The sequence below is a fragment of the Dietzia sp. SYD-A1 genome (assembly GCF_015356725.1).
Taxonomy (GTDB): Bacteria; Actinomycetota; Actinomycetes; order Mycobacteriales; family Mycobacteriaceae; genus Dietzia.
The window spans coordinates 1-18469 of the sequence record NZ_JADDKI010000060.1 but is presented as its reverse complement, the minus strand read 5'-3'; the positions used below and the strand labels follow the sequence as shown (position 1 = coordinate 18469).

Here is an 18469-nt window from a genome sequence, read left to right as displayed (position 1 = left end):
GCCCGCGAGGCCGCCGCGGCGGCCTCGCGGGCTGCCTCGGCCTGCGCCGAGCCGGTCCGGAGGACGATCGGTGGCAGGAAGACCAGGATCACCGAGGCGACGACGGCGAGGATGCCGGCGACCAGATAGATCTCCGACATGCTGAGCGCGTAGCCCTGCTCGAAGGGGTGGGCCACCAGTTCGGGCAGGCGGTTGATGACGGACGAGTCCTTGGTGACCGTCTCAAGCGCACCCGCGCCCGCGCCGGATGCCGGGTCCGCGAGGGCCTGCACGATCCCGAGAGCCTCGGGATCGTCGCGCAGTGCCGGGTCCGCCAGGCCCTCTTGCACCCCGCGCGCGAGGCTGCCGTCCGCCCCCGCCTTCTGCAGCTCGCTGGTGATGGAGCCTCCGACCCGGCTGAACAGGATCGACAGGAACACGGCCACCCCGGCGGTCCCGCCGAGTTGCCGGAAGAACGTCGCGGACGCGGTGGCCACACCGATCTCGCGGGGGCTCACCGCGTTCTGCACGATCAGTGTGAGCGGCTGCATGCAGTTGCCCAGGCCGACGCCGAGGACCAGCATGTAGGCCATCACCAGGGTGAGAGAGGTGTCGGCGTCGATGGTGAACAGCAGGAACAGGCCGACGGCCGCGACGGCGGTGCCGAAGATCGGGAACTCGCGGACCCGCCCGGTCTTCGAGATGAGCTGACCGGAGACGATCGAGGCGCCCATCAGCCCGGCCACCAGTGGCAGCATCATGAGTCCGGACTCCATGGGGTCGGCTCCGTGGACGATCTGCATGTAGAGCGGGAGGGTCATCAGCCCGCCGAACATGGCCATTCCCACGATCACCCCGCCGGCGGTGACGATCGCGAAGGTGCGGTCCCGGAACAACCGCAGTGGGATGAGTGCCTCGTCGCCCGCGCGCGCCTCGACGATGAGGAACAGGCCGATCCCGGCCAGGCCCACGACGTAGCAGGCGAGGGCGGCAGGCGCGCCCCAGCCCCAGGTGTTCCCCTGCTCGGCCACCAGCAGCAGCGGTACCAGTCCGACGACGATTGTGGCGGCGCCCGCCCAGTCCACCCGGTGGTCCACGCGGGCGTTCTTGACGTTGAGGGTGATCAACACCAGGGTCAGTGCGATGGCGCCGATGGGGACGTTGATGAGGAAGATCCATCGCCAGCCGCTGATTCCGAAGAGGGTCTCGGCGCCGGCGAAGAAGCCGCCGACGACCGGACCGATGACCGAGGACGAGGCGAATACGGCGAGCAGGTAACCCTGGTACTTCGCGCGTTCGCGGGGCGGGATGATGTCGCCGATGATCGCCAGCGAGAGCGACATGAGGGCGCCCGCGCCCAGTCCCTGGATGCCGCGGAACAGTGCGAGGGTGTACATCGAGTCGGCGAGTGTGCACAGCAGCGAGCCGAACACGAAGATCATGATGCCGATGACGAAGAAGGGCTTGCGCCCGTAGATGTCCGAGAGCTTGCCGTAGAGCGGCGTCGAGATCGTGGACGTCATGAGGTAGGCGGTGGTCACCCACGCCTGGGCGTCCAACCCCTGGAGATCATCGGCAATGGTCCTGATGGCGGTCGAGACGATCGTCTGATCGAGGCTGGCGAGGAACATCGCGGACATCAACCCGGCGAGGATGACGAGGATCTGCCGGTGGGAGAACTCGCCGTCCTCGCCCGGGCCCGCGGCAGCGCTGGCGGATCGTGTCTCAGGGGTGGTCATCGGTTCTCCTTGGCGGACGTGAGGGCGTCGAGTTCGGAGCGCAGAGAGTCGGCGAGGCGCGACAACCCCCGGTCGAGCGAGGCCGCTTGCTCGGGGGTCCAGTCGGCCAGGACATCGGCCATCCACTGCCCGCGTCCGTCGAGGACCCGGGTGACCAGCTCGCGCCCCTCGGCCGAGAGGGTCACGACGCTCGCGCGCCCGTCATCCGGGTCGGGGACCTTGGCGACCAGGCCGAGGGCCTCGAGGTGGCGGACCTGACGACTCACCACGGAGATGTCGGTGTGCACGCGCTCGGCGAGGGCGGTGACTCTGTCGGGTTCGTCGTGGATCGCGAACAGCAGGGGATGGGTCGACGGTTCGAGGGAGTCGTGGAGTCGCGGTGCCGACGCGTTGAGTGCGCGGAGCATCTTGACCACGCGGGACAGGTCCACCACGAGCTTGCCGCCCTGCTCGGCGTCTATCGCCATTCCGACCTCCCGCGGTCAACTAAGTTGCTTGCAGCAAGCAACCATAACGCCGTTCTCCGCCGGCCGGCAACTCGGCGCTCAACCGAGGCGCGCGGGAATCGTCTCGAGCTGCCTGCCGGTGGGGCACGGCGCCGCATCGGCGTTAACATCGTCGAGGGCCACCCTGCGCAACGCGCACGCCGCGGCGGGTGTGGATCGCGGGAGGCGGGCGTGGACTCCCGCGGTTCATGAGAGTGGCCAATGCGCCGCTAACTGTTGACAGTTGACAGAGATGTGCATCACAATAGGTGTGCCCTGAACGGCGGTGCCCCAGGGGGCCGAGTACATCCTGCTGGGGACCGCCCGGGTGAGTTGGCCGGTGCCTCCGCGGTGAGAGTGATCGAGTCGAATAGAGGAGTAGGGATGAAGAAGTCCACGAGTGCCCCTTTGACCAGGGACGGGACGTTCGCCCGTCGGACCGAGGAGCGGGTTCGGGAGATGATCCTCGACGGCACGCTCCCTCCCGGGGAGCGGTTGAACGAGGTGTCCATCGCCGAGGTGCTCGGGATCAGCCGGGGGCCCCTGCGCGAGGCCATTCAGCGACTGGTGGGCGAGGGCCTGTTGACGATCGTGAGCCACCGCGGCGCTTTCGTGAAGACGTTCGAGCCCGGTGAGGTCGATGATCTGTACGAGCTCCGTACCGCGCTGGAGACACACAGTGTCCGTCTCGTCTGCCGGAGGGCGACGGACGAGGAGCTGCGGGAGCTCGAGCAGCTGGTCGGAGAGGCGGGGGAGGAGCTGTCCCAGGATCCCGAACGCCCGTATCCCGCCGACCGGGACCTCCACACCCGGTTGACGTGGATGAGCGGCAACGACGCACTGGCCGCCGCGACGGTCGAGGTCCAGCGTCAGATCTCCCTCGCGAGGCAGACATCGGCCAAGAAGCCCGATCGAGCCCGTGAGGCGCTCGCCGAGCACGAGCGACTCGTCGCGGCGATCGTCGAGCGCGATGAGGACCGTGCGGCAGAGATCCTGCGACTGCACCTCGACAAGGCGCGGAAGAGCGCCGTGGACGCGCTGGGGATCACATCCGAATAGCGGCTCAGATGGGCCAGGAAAGGTGCAACAACCCATGACGACAACCAAGAAGCTGCGAGGTCTCCTCTCGTCGGGGGGGCCGCCGTTGATGGTGCCGGGTGCTCCCAACGCCCTCACCGCCCGGGTGGTGGAGGAGACGGGATTCGAAGCCGTGTACGTGACCGGTGCGGGTGTGACGAACTCCTACCTCGGGGCCCCCGACCTCGGACTCATCACCCTGAGCGAGTTGGTGGGTCACGTCAACGCGATCGCCGACGCGGTGCAGATCCCCGTTGTCGTCGACGGTGACACGGGATTCGGCAACGCGCTGAACGTGCAGCGCACGGTCCGGCTGATAGAAGGGGCCGGGGCGGCCGCCCTCCAACTGGAGGACCAGGTCAGCCCCAAGAAGTGCGGCCACTTCACCGGGAAAGAGGTCATCTCGGCGGACGAGATGGTCGGAAAGATCAAGGCCGCCGTCGACGCCCGGAGAGACGACGACTTCGTCATCATCGCCCGGACTGATGCACTGGCGATCGAGGGGATCGATGAGGCTATCGACCGCGCCGGCCGGTACCTGGAGGCCGGGGCGGACGTGCTCTTCGTCGAAGCCCCCCGAGACGTGGACCAGATGCGCAGGATCACGACATCCGTGCCGGGGATCCACATGGCCAACATGGTCGAGGGTGGCCTGACCCCGCTGCTTCCCCGGGACGAACTCGGGGAACTCGGCTTCGCGGTGGCCCTCTACGCGAACGCAGCGATGCGGGGCGCGGTGGCCGGGATGCGTCAGGTGATGAACCACCTCGCGGAGATCGGGGACACCCGGGATGCCGGCGAGCTGATGATCAGCTGGACGGACCGTCAGGCCCTGGTGCGCAAACCGGAGTTCGACGAGCTCGACACGAAGTACGCGGTGGCGCAGAACACGGAGAATGGAGCAGTCGTATGACCACGTATGACCTTCGTCTGCACGGCGGCGACGTCTTCCTCAACGGGGAGGGAGTCCGCCGGGTGGACCTACTCGTCAAGGACGGGACGATCGCGGGGGTGGTGACCCCGGATGTCGAGGTCGAGGCCGCCGAGGTGGTGGACCTTCACGGAAAGCTCGTCCTCCCGGGGGCGATCGACCCGCACGTGCGCCTGGGAAAGGACATCAGGGTCCCCCGCGATCCCGATGACGCCCTCCTGGAGTCCGCGTCGGCCGTGGCCGGCGGCGTCACCACGATGCTGGTCTACCTGATGAGCGGCGAGTCCTATTCGGATGTGCTCCCTGGGTCCCGCGACGTGATGTCACGTGACTCCCACGTGGATTTCGGGTTCCACATCGTCGTCGGTTCCGAGGCGCACTACGAGGAGATGCCTCACTACATCGACGAGTTCGGTGTCTCGAGTTTCAAGTTCTTCATGAACTTCCGCGGTGAGGAAGGCGCGTACCTCGGGCTCCCCGGCAACGACGACGGTTACATGTACGACGTGCTCGGTATGGCTGCCGATCGTGGAGCCATGATCAACCCCCACCCGGAGAACATCGAACTGGTCTGGAAGCTCAAGGGCCGTCCGATCGACGAGTCCCGCGGCCCGTTGCACGCCTGGAACATGTCGAGACCGTCGTTCGTCGAGGCGGAAGCGGTGCAGAGGGTCTCGTTCATGGCGCAGGTCACCGGCGCCTCCATGTACTCGGTCCACACCAGCAGCGCGCTGGCTCTCGACGCGGTCCTGCGTCAGCGGGAGTCCTACGAGAACCTCTTCGTCGAGACGTGCACGCAGTACCTGACGCTGACCACCGAGACCGATCCCGGGCCGGGAACCTACGGCAAGGTCAACCCTCCGCTCCGTGAACCGAGGGACCTCGAGGCGTTGTGGACCGGACTGGCGAACGGCGACGTCGACACCGTGGGCTCCGACCACAACGCCCGGCACCGCACGCACAAGGAGAAGGACATCTGGAAGGCCAGTGCGGGCTTCCCCGGGGTGGGCGGCGTCCTGCCCCTGACCCTGACGGAGGGGCTTCGCCGAGGGGTCCCGCTCGACCGGCTCGTGAACGCCACGTCCACCAGGTCCGCCCAACTGTTCGGCATGTACCCGAAAAAGGGCACGATCCAGGTCGGATCGGATGCCGATCTCGCGGTGGTCGACCTGTCGGGAGAGACCGTGATCGAGGCGGCGACCCAGCACTCCGCCGCCGAGTACACGCCCTGGGAGGGGACGCGGGTACCGATGCGGGTCGTGCACACCCTGGTCCGTGGGCACTTCGCGATGCGCGACGGTGAACTGTCCGCGACCACCACCGGCGAGTACATTCCCCGTCCCCACAGCGGCGCGACGGCACTCGCCGAGCTGACCAGTCTCCCGAAGGAGGAGCGATGAACGAGCCCTCGACGATCGATGACCTCACCCGCCGACGGTACGAGGCCGCGGGCTTCGGCCGGCCGGTCGGCCTGGGCCGTCGTCCCGGTCTGCTCATCATCGATGTGCAGTACCGCACCGTCGGAACCACCCCGATGCCCTTCGACGACGCACTCGAGGAGTTCCCCACGAGCTGCGGCGAGGTCGGCTGGCAGGCGGTCAATCACATCGAACGGCTCCTGGCGGTGTTCCGCTCGAAGGGGTGGCCGGTCCTCTACCCGCACGTTGCTCCCAAGAAGGAGTACGACCAGGGCGCCCTCGGGGCGAAGGTCCCCGGGATCATGTCCATCCCCGCGAAGGGGTACGAGTTCGTGGCCGAGGTCGCGCCGCGGGACGGCGACGTCCTGCTGCCGAAGCGCCATCCGAGCGCGTTCTTCGGCACGCCGTTGGCCAGCTATCTGGTCCAGGCGGATGTCGATTCGCTCGTCGTGACCGGATGCACGACCTCGGGATGTGTCCGGGCCAGCGTCGTCGACGCCTTCTCGTACAACTACAAGGTCGCGGTGCCCTCGGATGCGGTGTACGACCGGAGTCCGACGGTTCACGAGGTCAATCTGTTCGACATGGCCCAGAAATACGCTGACGTATCTACCACCGACGCTCTTCTGAGCGCGCTGGACGGGGTTCCTGCTCGCCACTGACCGCTGGGCGCGTGAGGTGACGGTGACCGGGCTCCGGCAGTGAGTCGAATCGCCGCAGGTCGATGGTGTTTCGGCGCCGTTACCGGGCCCGCGACGGTGTAACACGATGGACACCGAGAATGGCCAGAAAACTGTTGACAGTTAGCAGACGACAGAATAATGTGGGTTCCGTCACAAAGGGCGGTCCGCAGTGGCAGCCCGCACGGGTGCCTCAATGGAACAGGAGAGGTCCGATGAGCTCGTTTCGAGCACGATGGGACGACCTTCCCGAGAGGGAAGTGCTGACCAACAATTTCCGTACCGCGATGACCGGTAAGGAGACCGGCGTCAACCGGATCCGCTGGATCCACCCGACGGTCGTCCCCACCCACTCCCACCCGGATTGCGAACAGACGGTGATCGTCACCAAGGGGAGGGTCATCTTCACCGTCGAGGACGACGAGTTCACCCTCGAGCCGGGCGAGATCGCCATTCTTCCCCGCAACGTTCCCCACGGTGGCCGCAGCATCGAGGGTGAGGCGGAGTTCATCGAGATCTTCGCCCCCACCCGCATCGAGAACCTGGTCGGTTTCGTCGGGTCCTCGTCCATGCCCGATCCGGACGAGGGGACGGGCGCATGAGCGTCACGCAGGTCAGTCCGCACGTCCACGTGGAGACCGCGTACTTGGGATCCAACAACTCGATCATCGTGGGCACGGACGGGGTCGCGCTGGTCGACACCCCGCACAAACCGACCGACGCGCAGGCATGGCGACGGGTCGTCGAGGGCTTCGGGACCACCCGCTTCGTGGTCAACACGGACCATCACCCCGATCACACCATCGGGAACTTCTGGATGGGTGGAGAGGTCGTCTCCCACCGTGGGACCCGCGATCGGCTCCTGCGGGATGCACCCACCGAGGAGTACCTACGGGACCTGTTCGAGGTGATCGACCCGGACGCGGTGGATCTGCTCCCGTCCTATTCCGTGCGCGTCCCCGAGGTGGTGTTCCAGGATCGTCTCGATCTGCACCTGGGCGACGTCCATCTCGAACTCCGCTTCCAACCCGGACACACGGCGAACAGCCTGCTCGCCTACCTCCCCCAGGACGGCGTGATCTTCACCGGCGACATCGTGTGCGAGTCGAGCCTCCCGTCGTTCCAGGACTGCCGCCTGTGGGACTGGTTCGACGCGATCGACGCCGTCGAGTCCTACGACTTCGACGTCCTCGTCCCCGGACACGGTGAGGTCACCGACCGCAGCGCGGTCGAGCGGTACCGGCAGTGGGGACGGGACGTGGCGGGGGAGGTCGCCGCCGCGATCGACGCCGGGCGGACCCTCGAGCAGGCCTGCGACGAGATCCGGTTCGCGGATCTGATCCACGTCGGGAACGAGGACTACACCGGTTATCCGGATTCACTCATCGAGATGTTTCAGCGCAACTCGATCGCACGTATCTACCACGACCTTTCCGAGCGGCCCGAGTTCGCCCGGTAACAACCCCCCGAATGATGGAGCAAGCATGAAGATCAGCAAATCCGTGGCGGCACTGGCCGCCGCCACCGCCCTTGTCCTGGCGGGATGCGGAGCAGAGTCCGGGTCGGACGGTGGATCGTCGGCCGCCACCGCCGACGGCGCCGCGCTGGCCGAGGAAGCCGCGGCCATGGTCGATGAGTACCGGGGTGTTCCGAGCCCCGACGATCTCGGCGCCCCGATCGACATCAGTGAGCTCGAGGGCGAGACCATCTACAGCATCCCGATCGACAGCGGCGCGGAGTTCTACGCCGACGGCGAGGCAGCCATGGCCGCCGTGGCCGAAGACGCCGGCATCAACTACGTGACATTCCCCGCTGATGGCACCCAGACGTCCTACCAGCAGGGCATCCAGCAGGCGATCAATGCGCGGGCCGGCGCGATCCTGCTCAACGGGCCCCTGCCGGAGACGCTCGGCCCGCAGATCGACGCTGCGCGGGACGCCGGGATCCCGGTGGTGCCCCTGCACATCAACGACATGGACAGCGGGACGTCTGAGGGACTCGAGTACGAGGCGTTCGCCCCCTTCAACCTCGCCGCGCGTCTGATGGCACTCGACGCGATCGCCTATCACGAAGGCGCCCCGGTCAACGCGCTCATCATCCAGTCCTCGGAGACCGGCCCATCGGCGGGCATGGTCGAGACGATGGAGGAGACGCTCGAGGAGTTCGGTCCGGAGGGCTCCAAGGCCAGCGTCATGAACGTGTCCGTCCCGCAGTGGTCGACACGGATCCAGGACGAGGTCCAGTCCAACCTGCTCCGCGATCCGACGATCAACACGGTGCTCCCCATCTACGACAACATGGCGACCTACGCGTCTCCCGGCATCCAGCAGGCCGCGGCCGGACGGGATGTGCCCATCTTCACGTTCAACGGCACGCCGTCCATCCTCCAGATGGTGGCCGACGGCACCGTCGCGATGAACGTCGCAGAGAATCCGGACTGGGTCGCCTACGTCAACATGGACACCGCCTTCCGGGCGATGCTCGGAGAGGAGCCCATCGAGGGCGTCTCCGGACCGGTCCGCGTCATCGATGAGACGAACGTCGAGGAGACCGGCAACCCGCCGCGCAGTGGCGAGGGCTTCGGTGACGAGTACCGGGACGCCTACCGCGAGCTGTGGGGACTGATCTGATCATGGTCGTCCAGCATCCTCCCTCAGTGGGCGCGGCCGCAGGATCCGTCCCGCTTCTGGAGATCCGCGGGCTCACCAAGTCCTTCAACGGAGTCTCAGCGTTGAGCGGGGTCGACCTGGCGATGTATCCCGGGGAAGTGCACGGTCTGCTCGGCGCGAACGGCAGCGGCAAGTCGACCCTGATCAAGGTTCTCGCCGGGGTCCATGACGCCGACGGGGGCGAGGTCACGGTGCACGGCACGCGGGTGTCGACCCCGTTCGGTGCCCGCGGCCTCCGTGATCACGGACTGGGATTCGTCCACCAGGATCTCGGACTGGCCCCCTCCGGAACCGTGCTCGAGCACATGGCCCTGGATTCGGGTGGGTCGTCGGTGGGCCTCAGGCGGGTGCCGTGGGGGCAGGAACGCGAGCGTGTCTCCGGACTGCTCGACCGGTTCGGCATCGACATCCACCCGGATGCCACGATCGACATGCTCACCCCCGTCCAGCGCGCCATGTTGGCTGTCGTCCGCGCCGTGGGTGGGCAGGAGCTCAAGTCGGAGCCGGGACGTCCCCAGATACTGGTCCTCGACGAGCCCACCGTCTTCCTGCCGCGGCACGAGGTGGACGTCCTCTTCGCCGTACTGGATCGCCTGCGCGATCGCGGCGACGCGGTGTTGCTCGTGTCCCACGACCTCGACGAGATCCTGCAGGTCACCGACCGGGTGACCGTCTTCCGGAACGGTCGACTGGCCGGCACCCGCGAGACGGAGGGCGCCACTCGGGACGATCTGGTGAGCCTGATCCTCGGGTCGAAGGCGGAGCACGTGACCAAACACGACGCGGTGGTCGATTCCGGTGCGCCGCCGGTGCTGGCGGCCCGCGCACTCACGGGGGAGCGGGTCAACAACCTCGACCTCGAGGTCTATGCGGGTGAGGTCGTGGGTGTGACCGGACTCGCCGGATCCGGAACCGAGGAGCTTCCCGACCTGCTGTTCGGCGCGAGTAGCGCCAAGTCGGGATCCGTCGAGCACCGTGGCGCTCAGGTGCACGAACCCACCCCGGCTCGGTCAATGGAGGCGGGGGTAGTCCTCATCCCCGCGAACCGGAAGGAACAGGGCGGCTCCCTGGAGCTCAGCGTTCTTGAGAACACGGCTCTGCCCTTCCTCGGCCGGCGGGCCCGCGGTGCGCTGATCGACTGGGGCGGATTGCGGCGGCAGGCCGACGAGATGCTCGCCCGTCTCCAGGTCAAACCCCAGGACTCTTCAGCGATGTTCGGGCACCTCAGCGGCGGTAATCAGCAGAAGGTGTTGATCGGGAAGTGGATGGACACGCAGCCGACGGTCATGCTGCTCAACGAGCCGACGCAGGGCGTCGACGTGGGGGCCCGCCGCGAGATCTTCAAACTCGTCCGCGAGGCCACCCAGAAGGGCATGGCGGTGCTGTGCGCCACAACGGACTACGAACAGCTCGTCGAAATGGCCGATCGAGTCGTGGTCCTCGACCAAGGCGAGGTCCGTGCGGAACTGCGCGGAGCTCACATCACCAAGGACGCCCTCGCGTCCGCCGTCTATTCGGAGGAAGTGGCATGACCGCCTCGGAGAAGAATCATGCGGGAACGACGGTCGCTTCCCGACGGCCGTCGCAGGCGGTCAAGAGACCGGCTCAACCGGAGCGTTTCGCGCTCCTGGGGGTGTGGGTCGTCCTCATCATCGCGTTCAGTGTCCTGGCCCCTCAGACGTTCCCGACCACGGCGAACGTCGCCAACATGCTCGGGTCTCAGGTCGTCCTGCTGATCCTGGCTCTCGGACTGGTGTTTCCGTTGCGCGCGGGGGATTTCGACCTGTCGGTCGCGACCACCCTCAACATGTCGATGGTGTTGGTGGCCGTCCTCAACGTCAAACAGGGCTGGAACATCTGGGCCGCGGTGATCGTCGCGATACTGGCGAGCCTGGTCGTCGGGGTGGTCAACGGATACATCGTCACCAAGTTCGACATCCACTCGTTCATCGTCACGCTCGGCGTGGGGACCGTCGTCCAGGGCTTCATCTACTTCATCTCGGGATCGGTCACCATCAGTGGCATCGACCGCGAGCTCACCGACGCGGTCCTCACCCGACCGTTCCTGTCGGTACCGATCGGCTTCTACTACGCCGTGATCCTGTGCCTGCTGGTCTGGTACATCTTCGACCACTCGGCCTTCGGCCAGCGGCTGCTCTTCGTCGGTCAGGGCAGCGAGGTCGCCCGACTCAACGGCGTCAACGTCAAGGGACTGCGCTGGCGGGCACTGATCATCTCCTCGGGCTTCGCCGGTCTCGCCGGCGTGGTCTATGCGGGCACGACTGCCAGCGCGGATCCCGTCTCGGGGGGCGCGTTCCTCCTCCCGGTGTTCGCGGCGTGCTTCCTGGGTTCGACCGTTCTCAAGATCGGGCGGTTCAACCCGTGGGGCACGTTCATCGCGGTGTACTTCCTGGTCACCGGGATCACCGGACTGCAGCTCCTCGGCGCCCAGCAGTACGTGCAGGAGCTCTTCTACGGCGGCGCTCTGGTCATCGCCGTCATCCTGTCCAAGGTCATCCGCACCCGCGGTGAGCGGATCCGCAGGTCACAGGTCCAGAACGCGTAGTCATACCAGCGTCCACCTCGGGCCACAGCAGGCCCGGCGTCCCGGTTCTCGGGACGGCGCGACACCACCGACCACCGGTCGGCAACGGAAAGGGAACGAGAAATGAAGGCACGCGGCGCAGTAATCCACCAGGTCGGCGGTCAGTGGGAGGTCCAGGACCTCGAGGTGAGCGAACCGGCTGAGGACGAGATCCTCGTCAAGGTGATGGCCAGTGGCCTGTGCCACTCCGACGATCACTTCGTCACCGGCGACATCCCGGTGAACCTGCCCATGGTCGGAGGACACGAGGGCGCCGGCATCGTCGAGAAGGTCGGCTCGCGCGTCACCCGGGTCAAGCCGGGCGACCACATCGCCACGCTGTTCATCCCCGCCTGTGGGGTGTGCAAGTACTGCGTCCGGGGTCAGAGCTACATCTGTAACAACGGCGCCGGCATGGAGACCGGGATGGCGATGGACGGCACCGCCCGGTTCCACGACACCGACGGGAACCCGATCGGTGGCGTGACCCGGCTGGGGTCGTTCTCCAACTACCTCGTCTGCCACGAGACACAGGCGGTCAAACTGCCCGACGACATCCCGTTCGACCTCGCGTGCCTGGTCTCGTGTGGAGTCGCGACCGGCTACGGTGCCGCCGTCAACGCCGCTCCGGTCCGGCCCGGCGACGTCGTCCTGGTCATGGGTCTGGGTGGCGTCGGCGCCAACGCGGTCCAGGGGGCCAAGCACGCCGGTGCCGATCACATCATCGTGGTGGACCCCGCCGAGAACAAGATGGAGCTCGCCGCGGGCTTCGGTGCCACCGCGGCCTTCACCTCCATCGACGAGGCGCGCCCGCTGATCGCCCAGCTGACCAATGGACAGGGCGTGGACGTCACCATCGTCACGGTCGGCCGGGTGGACGGCGACATCATCGGCGAGGGATTCGACACCGTCGGCAAGGCGGGGAGCCTCGTCCTGGTGTCCGTGGGCTCGCACGAGCGCTCGCTGAGCGTGAGCCCCCAGGACATGACGAATCTCGCCAAGTCCATCAAGGGCGTGATGTACGGCAACTGCCGTCCCCTGGGCGACATCCCGCGGCTCTTGGACATGTACCGCACGGGCAGCATCAAGCTCGACGAGTTGGTGACCAACCGATACAAGCTGGACGACATCAACCAGGCCGTCGAGGACATGCACGCCGGCCGCAACATCCGCGGCGTCGTCGTCCACGAGCACTGAGAACGGTCGCACTCCCCACCAGGGTGACCCGTCCCCGCACACCGCGAACCGGTGGCACACACGCAGCTACGTAAGGAATGTGATGACGACTTCGCAGAACCAGCCCGACGCCGGTAGGCCGATCGAGCACACCCGACTGCACATCGGCGGGCAGTGGGTGGACGGCCTCGCGGGCGCTGAGTTCGACACCGTCAACCCCGCCACCGGCGAGGCGTTCGCCTCGGTGGCGGAGGGCCGCGCCGAGGACGTCGACCGGGCCGTCACAGCAGCCCGGGAGGCGTTCGAGAACGGGCCGTGGTCGAGGATGAAGCCCAAGGAGCGCGCCGCCGCGATCTGGCGACTCGGCGACCTGCTCCTGGCCGACGCCGAGGAGATGGCCCGGGTGGAGACTCTCGACCAGGGCAAGCCGTACCTCGCGGCCCGGGACGGCGACGTCCCCACGGCCGCCGGTCTGTACCACTACATGTCCGGCTTCGCGACCAAGATCGAGGGCGAGACGATCCCGATCTCCGCTGCGGGCGAGTACCACACCTACACGCGGCGCGAACCCCTCGGCGTCGTCGGCCTGATCGTGCCGTGGAACTTCCCTCTCGTCATCACCGCCTGGAAGCTGGCGCCGGCCCTCGCGGCGGGCAACACCGTGGTGCTCAAGCCCGCCGAGGCCACCCCTCTCTCGGCGCTGCGCCTGGCCCACCTCGCCCTCGAGGCCGGCATCCCTCCCGGGGTCCTCAACGTGGTCAACGGTTTCGGACCGACCGCCGGGCAGGCGATCTCCGAGCACCCCGGCATCGACAAGGTCTCGTTCACGGGTTCGACGGCCACGGGCCGCAGGATCCTCGACGCCGCGGGGGGCAATCTCAAGCGGGTCACCCTCGAACTCGGCGGCAAGAGCGCCAACATCATCTTCCCGGACGCGGACCTGGACAAGGCCATCGCGGGCTCGGCCAACGCGATCTTCTACAACGCGGGACAGGCATGCGCCGCCGGTGCGCGGTTGTACGTGCACGACGACGTGTACGACCGGGTCGTGGAGGGCCTGGTCGCCAAGGCCGAGGCGATCACGGTCGGCGACGGCTTCGACCCCGCCAGTGAGATCGGCCCGGTGGCCAGCAGGACCCAGTTCGACACCGTCTCGTCCTACCTCGAGATCGGCCGCTCCGAGGGCACCGTCCTCACCGGCGGCTCGCGCAAGGGCGACCGCGGGTACTTCATCGAACCCACCGTCCTCGCGGACGCGGGTCAGGACTCGAGGATCGTCAAGGAGGAGATCTTCGGGCCGGTGGTGGTGGTGTCGCGGTTCAGCTCCGAGGACGAGGTCGTCGAGCTCGCCAACGACACCCGGTACGGGCTCGCGGCCGGGATCTGGACGGGCAGCGTCGGCCGGGCACATCGTGTCGCCGCGAAGCTCCGGGCGGGCACGGTGTGGGTCAACACCTACGGGATCTTCGACCCGAGCATGCCCTTCGGCGGCATGAAGGAGTCGGGCTGGGGACGGGAGATGGGCCACGAGGTCCTGCACGACTACACGGACCTCAAGACCGTCTGCGTGGACATCGCCGAGTGAACGGGACCGGTGGGATCGTGAACGCGCAGTCCACGGAGTCGTCGCTGCTGTTCCAGCCATGGCAGCTCGGTCGTATCGAACTGGCGAACCGCGTCGTGATGGCTCCCATGACGCGGAACCGAGCCGACAGGGCCGGAGTGCTCCCGGACTCGGCGGTGACCTACTACGGACAACGTGCCGGAGCGGGCCTCATCGTCTCGGAGGCCGCCCAGCCCTCAGCGGCGGGGCAGGGCTACCCCGGGACGCCCGGGATCCACGACGACCGGCAGGAAGCGCAGTGGGCGAGGGTCGCGGACGCGGTGCACGCCGGCGGTGGCAAGATCTTCTGCCAGCTCATGCACACGGGGAGGATGAGCCACGAGAGCTTCATGCCGCCCGGTGCGAAGGTGGTCGCGCCGAGCCCGATCCGCGCGGAGATCGAGGTCGAGACCATCGACCGCGTGATGGTCCCGGCGCCCGTGCCGACCGAGCTCGACCAGGACGGGATCGACGGGATCATCCGGGACTTCGCCGACGCCTCCGAGCGGGCCGTGCGCGCCGGGATGGACGGAGTGGAGATCCACGGGGCCAACGGTTACCTGCCCCACCAGTTCCTCTCCCCGGGGACCAATCACCGCACCGACTCCTACGGGGGCAGCCCCGAGGCCCGGTCACGGTTCGTGGTGGAGCTGCTGCGGGCGGTCTGTGACCGGATCGGCCACGACCGGGTGGGTCTGCGGATCTCGCCCGGAGGCCAGTTCAACGACATGGCGGACAAGGGCAACGACGAGACGTACCTCTCTCTGATCGACCAGATCGACGAACTGAGGATCGCCTACCTACACACGTTGCGTCGCCGGTCGACGCCGCTGCACGAGCAGCTCCGCGCACGGTGGAGTACCACCTACATGCTGAACACCGGATTCCACGGGCCCAGCGAGCGGGGGGACCTCGAGCCACTCCTGGAGGCCGGGCAGGCCGACCTGGTGAGCGTCGGCAGGCTGTTCATCTCCAACCCGGATCTACTCGACCGGTGGAGGCGCGGGATCGAGCGGGTGGGGTGGGACGAATCCACCTTCTACACCGGTGGCGACAGAGGGTACATCGACTACCCGGCAGTGCAGCACTAACGACCTCGGCAGGAGAAGACCATGTCCGAACAGAGAACGATTCCGGCTCCACTCGGCGGCAAGGTGGTGGTGGTGACCGGGGCGGCTTCCGGAATCGGTGCCACCGCGGTCGAGGTCCTCCGCGCGCAAGGTGCCACCGTCGTCGGGTGGGACCTGGCGGGTACGCCCGAGGCGGGCCCGCTCGATCTCACCGACCCCGAATCCGTGCAGTCGGCCGCGCAGGCCGTGCTCGCCGATCACGGCGCAGTGGACGCGCTGGTCAACTGCGCCGGTGTGATCACCGAGAACCTGCCGTTCGAGCGCGTCGACCCGCAGGACTTCCTCAGGTGCTTCAACGTCAACGTGATGGGCATCGTCCATGCCAGCCAGGCGCTGCATCCGGCGTTGGCGGCCGCAGGTGGGGCGATCGTCAACATCGCTTCCCAGGCGGCTCTGGTGAGCCTGCCCGACCAGTCGGCCTACTCGGCGTCCAAGGGCGCCGTCGCGGCGCTCACGCGGTCGATGGCGATCGACTGGGCCCCGGCGGGTGTCCGGGTCAACGCCATCTGCCCTGGCTTCACCCTCACCCCCATGGCCAAGCAACAGATGACCCCGGAGTTGGACGCCGCCGTGTCGCGCCGGGTCCCGTTGGGGCGGATGTTCGAGACCGAGGAGATCGGCGCGGTCATCGCATTTCTGGCCTCCCCCTCGGCCTCCGCCGTCACCGGTGTCGTCATGCCGGTCGACGGCGGCTGGACCGCCGGTGAGCCGGCGTTGCCGATGGGTGGTGCGGAATGAGTGATCGAGGCACCGCCTACGTGTCGGGGGCGAGCTCGGGGATCGGCCGGGGAGCCGCGGTGCGTCTGGCGGCGGACGGCTACCGGGTCGTCCTGCTGGGTAGGAACGAGGCCAGGCTCGCCGAGGCGGCCGCGGAGTGTGGAGATGACGCCCGGTACGCGGTGTTCGACGTGACCGATCCCGCCGCGGTCGGCACCACGCTGCCGGCGCTGATCGAGGAGCACGGACCGCCCACCGCCGTGCTGCACAACGCCGGACAGACGATCGTCGGGGCATTGGACCAGCTCACGCCCGACGAGTGGCAGCGCCAGATGGACGTCAACCTCACCAGCATCTACGCATTGAACCGGTATCTGTGGCCTGCGATGGTCCCGCGCGGGGGCAGCATCGTCCTGGTGGCCTCGACCGCGTCGTTCGCGGCGTTCCCCCAGGACGCCGCGTACGTGGCCTCCAAGGGAGCCGTACTGGCCCTGACCAAGGCGATGGCCCTCGACGGGGCGCCCCACGGCATCCGCGTGAACGCCGTGTGCCCCGGTTTCATCCTGACCCCCAACCTCCAGGGCTTCTTCGATTCACAGGACGACCCGTCCGGGGCCGCCGACGGCGCCGCGGCTGCCGCCCCGTTGGGCCGGATGGGGAGTCCGGAGGACGTCGCCGGGGCGATCTCCTTCCTCTTCTCACCCGATGCGGCCTTCGTGACCGGTACGCCGATTCTGGTCGACGGTGGCCTCATGGCACGGGTGCCCGGATAACCGGCGGGAACGACGAGCACGGCCGACGGTCGTGGCGACCGGACAACACTTGACTCACCGATGTAGAAAGCAACAGGTTCCGTTCAGATGGTCAACGAGTTCTCACCCCAGTCCGACGTCGATACCGAGGTCGATATCGACGTCGTGGTCGTCGGAGCAGGCGGAGGCGGTCTGACCGCCGCCCTCGCGGCCGCGGACGCCGGCGCCTCCGTGGTCGTGTTGGAGAAGCTCGACGTCCCCGGCGGTAACACCGCGCTGTCCACCGGATCGGTGCCGGGCGCCGGTACCCGCCAACAGAGAGAGGCGGGTGTGGAGGACGACGCCGAGCGGATGACGACGGACCTGCTCCGCCAGAGCGGACCGCACGAGGCCGAACATCTGACCAGACGACTGGCCCGATCGTCCGGTGGGCTGGTGGACTGGCTCGTGGACACCCACGGGATCAACCTCAAGCTGATCATGGAGTACAAGCACGTCGGCCACTCGGTCAACCGGCTCCACGCCCCGCCGTCCCGTCGCGGTCAGGACCTGGTCGACGACCTGGTGGCCGCGTGCGGCCGCGCGGGCGTCGAGGTGGTCACCGGGAACCCCGTCGCAGGTCTGCTCGTGGAGGACGGGGTCGTGCGCGGCGTCCGGGTGGCCGGGGAGCGGGTGCAGGAGTACACGCTGCGCTCCCATGCGGTCATCCTCGCCGCCAACGGGTTCGCGGCCAATCGCACCCTCGTCGGTGAGTGGGCCCCCGAACTCGTCGGGCTCGAGTACTTCGGTGCACCGGGATCGACGGGGGAGGCGATCGAGTGGGGACTCGAGCTCGGCGGCGAGATGGACAACCGTGCGGCCTACCAGGGGTACGCCGCTGTGGCCTACCCGTACGGCAATATCCTGTCGTGGACCACGGTCGAGAAGGGCGGGGTGCTCATCGACTCGACCGGTAGCCGGCTCGGCGACGAGATCGTCGGATACTCCGGTTTCACGACCGAGGTCCTGGCCGGTCAGGGCCCCATCTGGGCGGTGTTCGACACCCGGATCAGGGACGTGACCTCGCTCGAGGACGAGTTCCGGGACCTCGTCGAGATGGGCGGTGCCAAGGAGTGTGCGACGACCGCCGAGCTCGCCGCGGTGACGGGCGCGCCGGAGGAGGCGGTGATCCGGACACTCGAGAACTACGAGGCGGCCGCCCGGGGAGAACGCGCTGACGAACACGGACGAAACGAGTTCGCCATGGCGCCGCTGGAGCCCCCCTACGTCGCGGCGAGGGTCACCCCGGGGTTGTTCCACACCCAGGGCGGGCTCCGGATCGACGACGAGGGGCGAGTCCTGCGGGCCGACGGCTCCCCGATCCCGGGTCTGCTCGCCGTGGGCGGCGTCGCGGCCGGCGTGAGCGGTCAGAGCGGAGGCCGCGGGTACTCGTCCGGCAACGGGTTGCTCACGGCGATCGGTCTGGGTCAGCTGGCCGGTGCCGCCGCGGCGGCCGCCAGATGAGCGGCGCTAAGGGGTGGGTCGAGTGG

General features: G+C 67.8%; 17 protein-coding genes. 15 read left to right on the top strand and 2 right to left on the bottom strand.

Annotated elements, in window-relative coordinates; all coding sequences use genetic code 11:
• Positions 1–1718 (bottom strand): MDR family MFS transporter (locus tag IY392_RS03135; RefSeq protein WP_194860470.1); only part of this gene is annotated, 1718 nt, incomplete at its 3' end.
• The gene (locus tag IY392_RS03130) at positions 1715–2185 is read right to left on the bottom strand and encodes a MarR family winged helix-turn-helix transcriptional regulator (RefSeq protein WP_107756300.1); all 471 of its coding nucleotides are present in this window, start codon (positions 2183–2185) and stop codon (positions 1715–1717) included. The genes IY392_RS03135 and IY392_RS03130, both read right to left, overlap by 4 nt.
• A gap of 402 nt (positions 2186–2587) precedes the next feature.
• Here IY392_RS03130 and IY392_RS03125 point away from each other — a divergent pair, with 402 nt between their 5' ends.
• The 15 genes from IY392_RS03125 to IY392_RS03055 all read left to right on the top strand — a co-directional run bounded on the left by IY392_RS03125 (position 2588) and on the right by IY392_RS03055 (position 18443).
• Entirely contained in the window at positions 2588–3262 is a 675-nt protein-coding gene (locus tag IY392_RS03125) for a GntR family transcriptional regulator (RefSeq protein WP_107756301.1), read from the top strand.
• Between the two features lie 34 nt (positions 3263–3296).
• Entirely contained in the window at positions 3297–4193 is an 897-nt protein-coding gene (locus IY392_RS03120) for an oxaloacetate decarboxylase (RefSeq protein ID WP_107756302.1), read from the top strand.
• Entirely contained in the window at positions 4190–5611 is a 1422-nt protein-coding gene (locus tag IY392_RS03115) for a dihydroorotase family protein (protein ID WP_194860469.1), read from the top strand. Before IY392_RS03120 ends, IY392_RS03115 begins: the two co-directional genes overlap by 4 nt.
• Positions 5608–6291, top strand: coding sequence for an isochorismatase family protein (locus tag IY392_RS03110; RefSeq protein WP_182611957.1), 684 nt, complete (start codon positions 5608–5610; stop codon positions 6289–6291). The genes IY392_RS03115 and IY392_RS03110 overlap by 4 nt, the downstream gene beginning before the upstream one ends.
• 233 nt (positions 6292–6524) lie before the next feature.
• Positions 6525–6911: a cupin domain-containing protein gene (locus IY392_RS03105; protein WP_159077995.1), complete on the top strand. Its 387-nt coding sequence runs from the start codon at positions 6525–6527 to the stop codon at positions 6909–6911.
• Positions 6908–7768, top strand: a complete 861-nt coding sequence (locus tag IY392_RS03100) for an MBL fold metallo-hydrolase (RefSeq protein WP_182611956.1) — start codon at positions 6908–6910, stop codon at positions 7766–7768. Before IY392_RS03105 ends, IY392_RS03100 begins: the two co-directional genes overlap by 4 nt.
• A gap of 25 nt (positions 7769–7793) precedes the next feature.
• Positions 7794–8939, top strand: a complete 1146-nt coding sequence (locus IY392_RS03095) for a substrate-binding domain-containing protein (protein ID WP_107756307.1) — start codon at positions 7794–7796, stop codon at positions 8937–8939.
• 26 nt (positions 8940–8965) lie between these two features.
• Entirely contained in the window at positions 8966–10510 is a 1545-nt protein-coding gene (locus IY392_RS03090; protein WP_159077996.1) for a sugar ABC transporter ATP-binding protein, read from the top strand.
• Positions 10507–11544, top strand: a complete 1038-nt coding sequence (locus tag IY392_RS03085; RefSeq protein WP_107756309.1) for an ABC transporter permease — start codon at positions 10507–10509, stop codon at positions 11542–11544. Before IY392_RS03090 ends, IY392_RS03085 begins: the two co-directional genes overlap by 4 nt.
• Positions 11545–11646: 102 nt before the next feature.
• Positions 11647–12759: a Zn-dependent alcohol dehydrogenase gene (locus IY392_RS03080; protein ID WP_194860468.1), complete on the top strand. Its 1113-nt coding sequence runs from the start codon at positions 11647–11649 to the stop codon at positions 12757–12759.
• Positions 12760–12841: 82 nt separating this feature from the next.
• Positions 12842–14323 (top strand): aldehyde dehydrogenase family protein, encoded by a 1482-nt coding sequence (locus IY392_RS03075; protein WP_107756311.1) that lies wholly within the window; start codon positions 12842–12844, stop codon positions 14321–14323.
• Positions 14320–15432 carry an alkene reductase gene (locus IY392_RS03070; protein WP_231750540.1) on the top strand — a complete coding sequence of 371 codons (1113 nt, stop codon included), beginning with the start codon at positions 14320–14322 and terminating at the stop codon, positions 15430–15432. Before IY392_RS03075 ends, IY392_RS03070 begins: the two co-directional genes overlap by 4 nt.
• A 21-nt stretch (positions 15433–15453) precedes the next feature.
• Entirely contained in the window at positions 15454–16209 is a 756-nt protein-coding gene (locus IY392_RS03065) for an SDR family NAD(P)-dependent oxidoreductase (protein ID WP_182611954.1), read from the top strand.
• Positions 16206–16961, top strand: a complete 756-nt coding sequence (locus IY392_RS03060) for an SDR family NAD(P)-dependent oxidoreductase (protein ID WP_182611953.1) — start codon at positions 16206–16208, stop codon at positions 16959–16961. Before IY392_RS03065 ends, IY392_RS03060 begins: the two co-directional genes overlap by 4 nt.
• An 87-nt stretch (positions 16962–17048) precedes the next feature.
• Complete coding sequence (locus IY392_RS03055) at positions 17049–18443, top strand: FAD-dependent oxidoreductase (RefSeq protein ID WP_194860467.1); 1395 nt, start codon at positions 17049–17051, stop codon at positions 18441–18443.
• Positions 18444–18469 lie beyond the last annotated feature (26 nt).

What these genes read in the sequence shown, in the direction of transcription:
- IY392_RS03130 (WP_107756300.1), bottom strand. Translation starts at nt 2,185, where the DNA reads ATGGCGATAGACGCCGAGCAGGGCGGCAAGCTCGTGGTGGACCTGTCC.
- IY392_RS03125 (WP_107756301.1), top strand. Translation starts at nt 2,588, where the DNA reads ATGAAGAAGTCCACGAGTGCCCCTTTGACCAGGGACGGGACGTTCGCC.
- IY392_RS03120 (WP_107756302.1), top strand. Translation starts at nt 3,297, where the DNA reads ATGACGACAACCAAGAAGCTGCGAGGTCTCCTCTCGTCGGGGGGGCCG.
- IY392_RS03115 (WP_194860469.1), top strand. Translation starts at nt 4,190, where the DNA reads ATGACCACGTATGACCTTCGTCTGCACGGCGGCGACGTCTTCCTCAAC.
- IY392_RS03110 (WP_182611957.1), top strand. Translation starts at nt 5,608, where the DNA reads ATGAACGAGCCCTCGACGATCGATGACCTCACCCGCCGACGGTACGAG.
- IY392_RS03105 (WP_159077995.1), top strand. Translation starts at nt 6,525, where the DNA reads ATGAGCTCGTTTCGAGCACGATGGGACGACCTTCCCGAGAGGGAAGTG.
- IY392_RS03100 (WP_182611956.1), top strand. Translation starts at nt 6,908, where the DNA reads ATGAGCGTCACGCAGGTCAGTCCGCACGTCCACGTGGAGACCGCGTAC.
- IY392_RS03095 (WP_107756307.1), top strand. Translation starts at nt 7,794, where the DNA reads ATGAAGATCAGCAAATCCGTGGCGGCACTGGCCGCCGCCACCGCCCTT.
- IY392_RS03085 (WP_107756309.1), top strand. Translation starts at nt 10,507, where the DNA reads ATGACCGCCTCGGAGAAGAATCATGCGGGAACGACGGTCGCTTCCCGA.
- IY392_RS03080 (WP_194860468.1), top strand. Translation starts at nt 11,647, where the DNA reads ATGAAGGCACGCGGCGCAGTAATCCACCAGGTCGGCGGTCAGTGGGAG.
- IY392_RS03075 (WP_107756311.1), top strand. Translation starts at nt 12,842, where the DNA reads ATGACGACTTCGCAGAACCAGCCCGACGCCGGTAGGCCGATCGAGCAC.
- IY392_RS03065 (WP_182611954.1), top strand. Translation starts at nt 15,454, where the DNA reads ATGTCCGAACAGAGAACGATTCCGGCTCCACTCGGCGGCAAGGTGGTG.
- IY392_RS03060 (WP_182611953.1), top strand. Translation starts at nt 16,206, where the DNA reads ATGAGTGATCGAGGCACCGCCTACGTGTCGGGGGCGAGCTCGGGGATC.
- IY392_RS03055 (WP_194860467.1), top strand. Translation starts at nt 17,049, where the DNA reads ATGGTCAACGAGTTCTCACCCCAGTCCGACGTCGATACCGAGGTCGAT.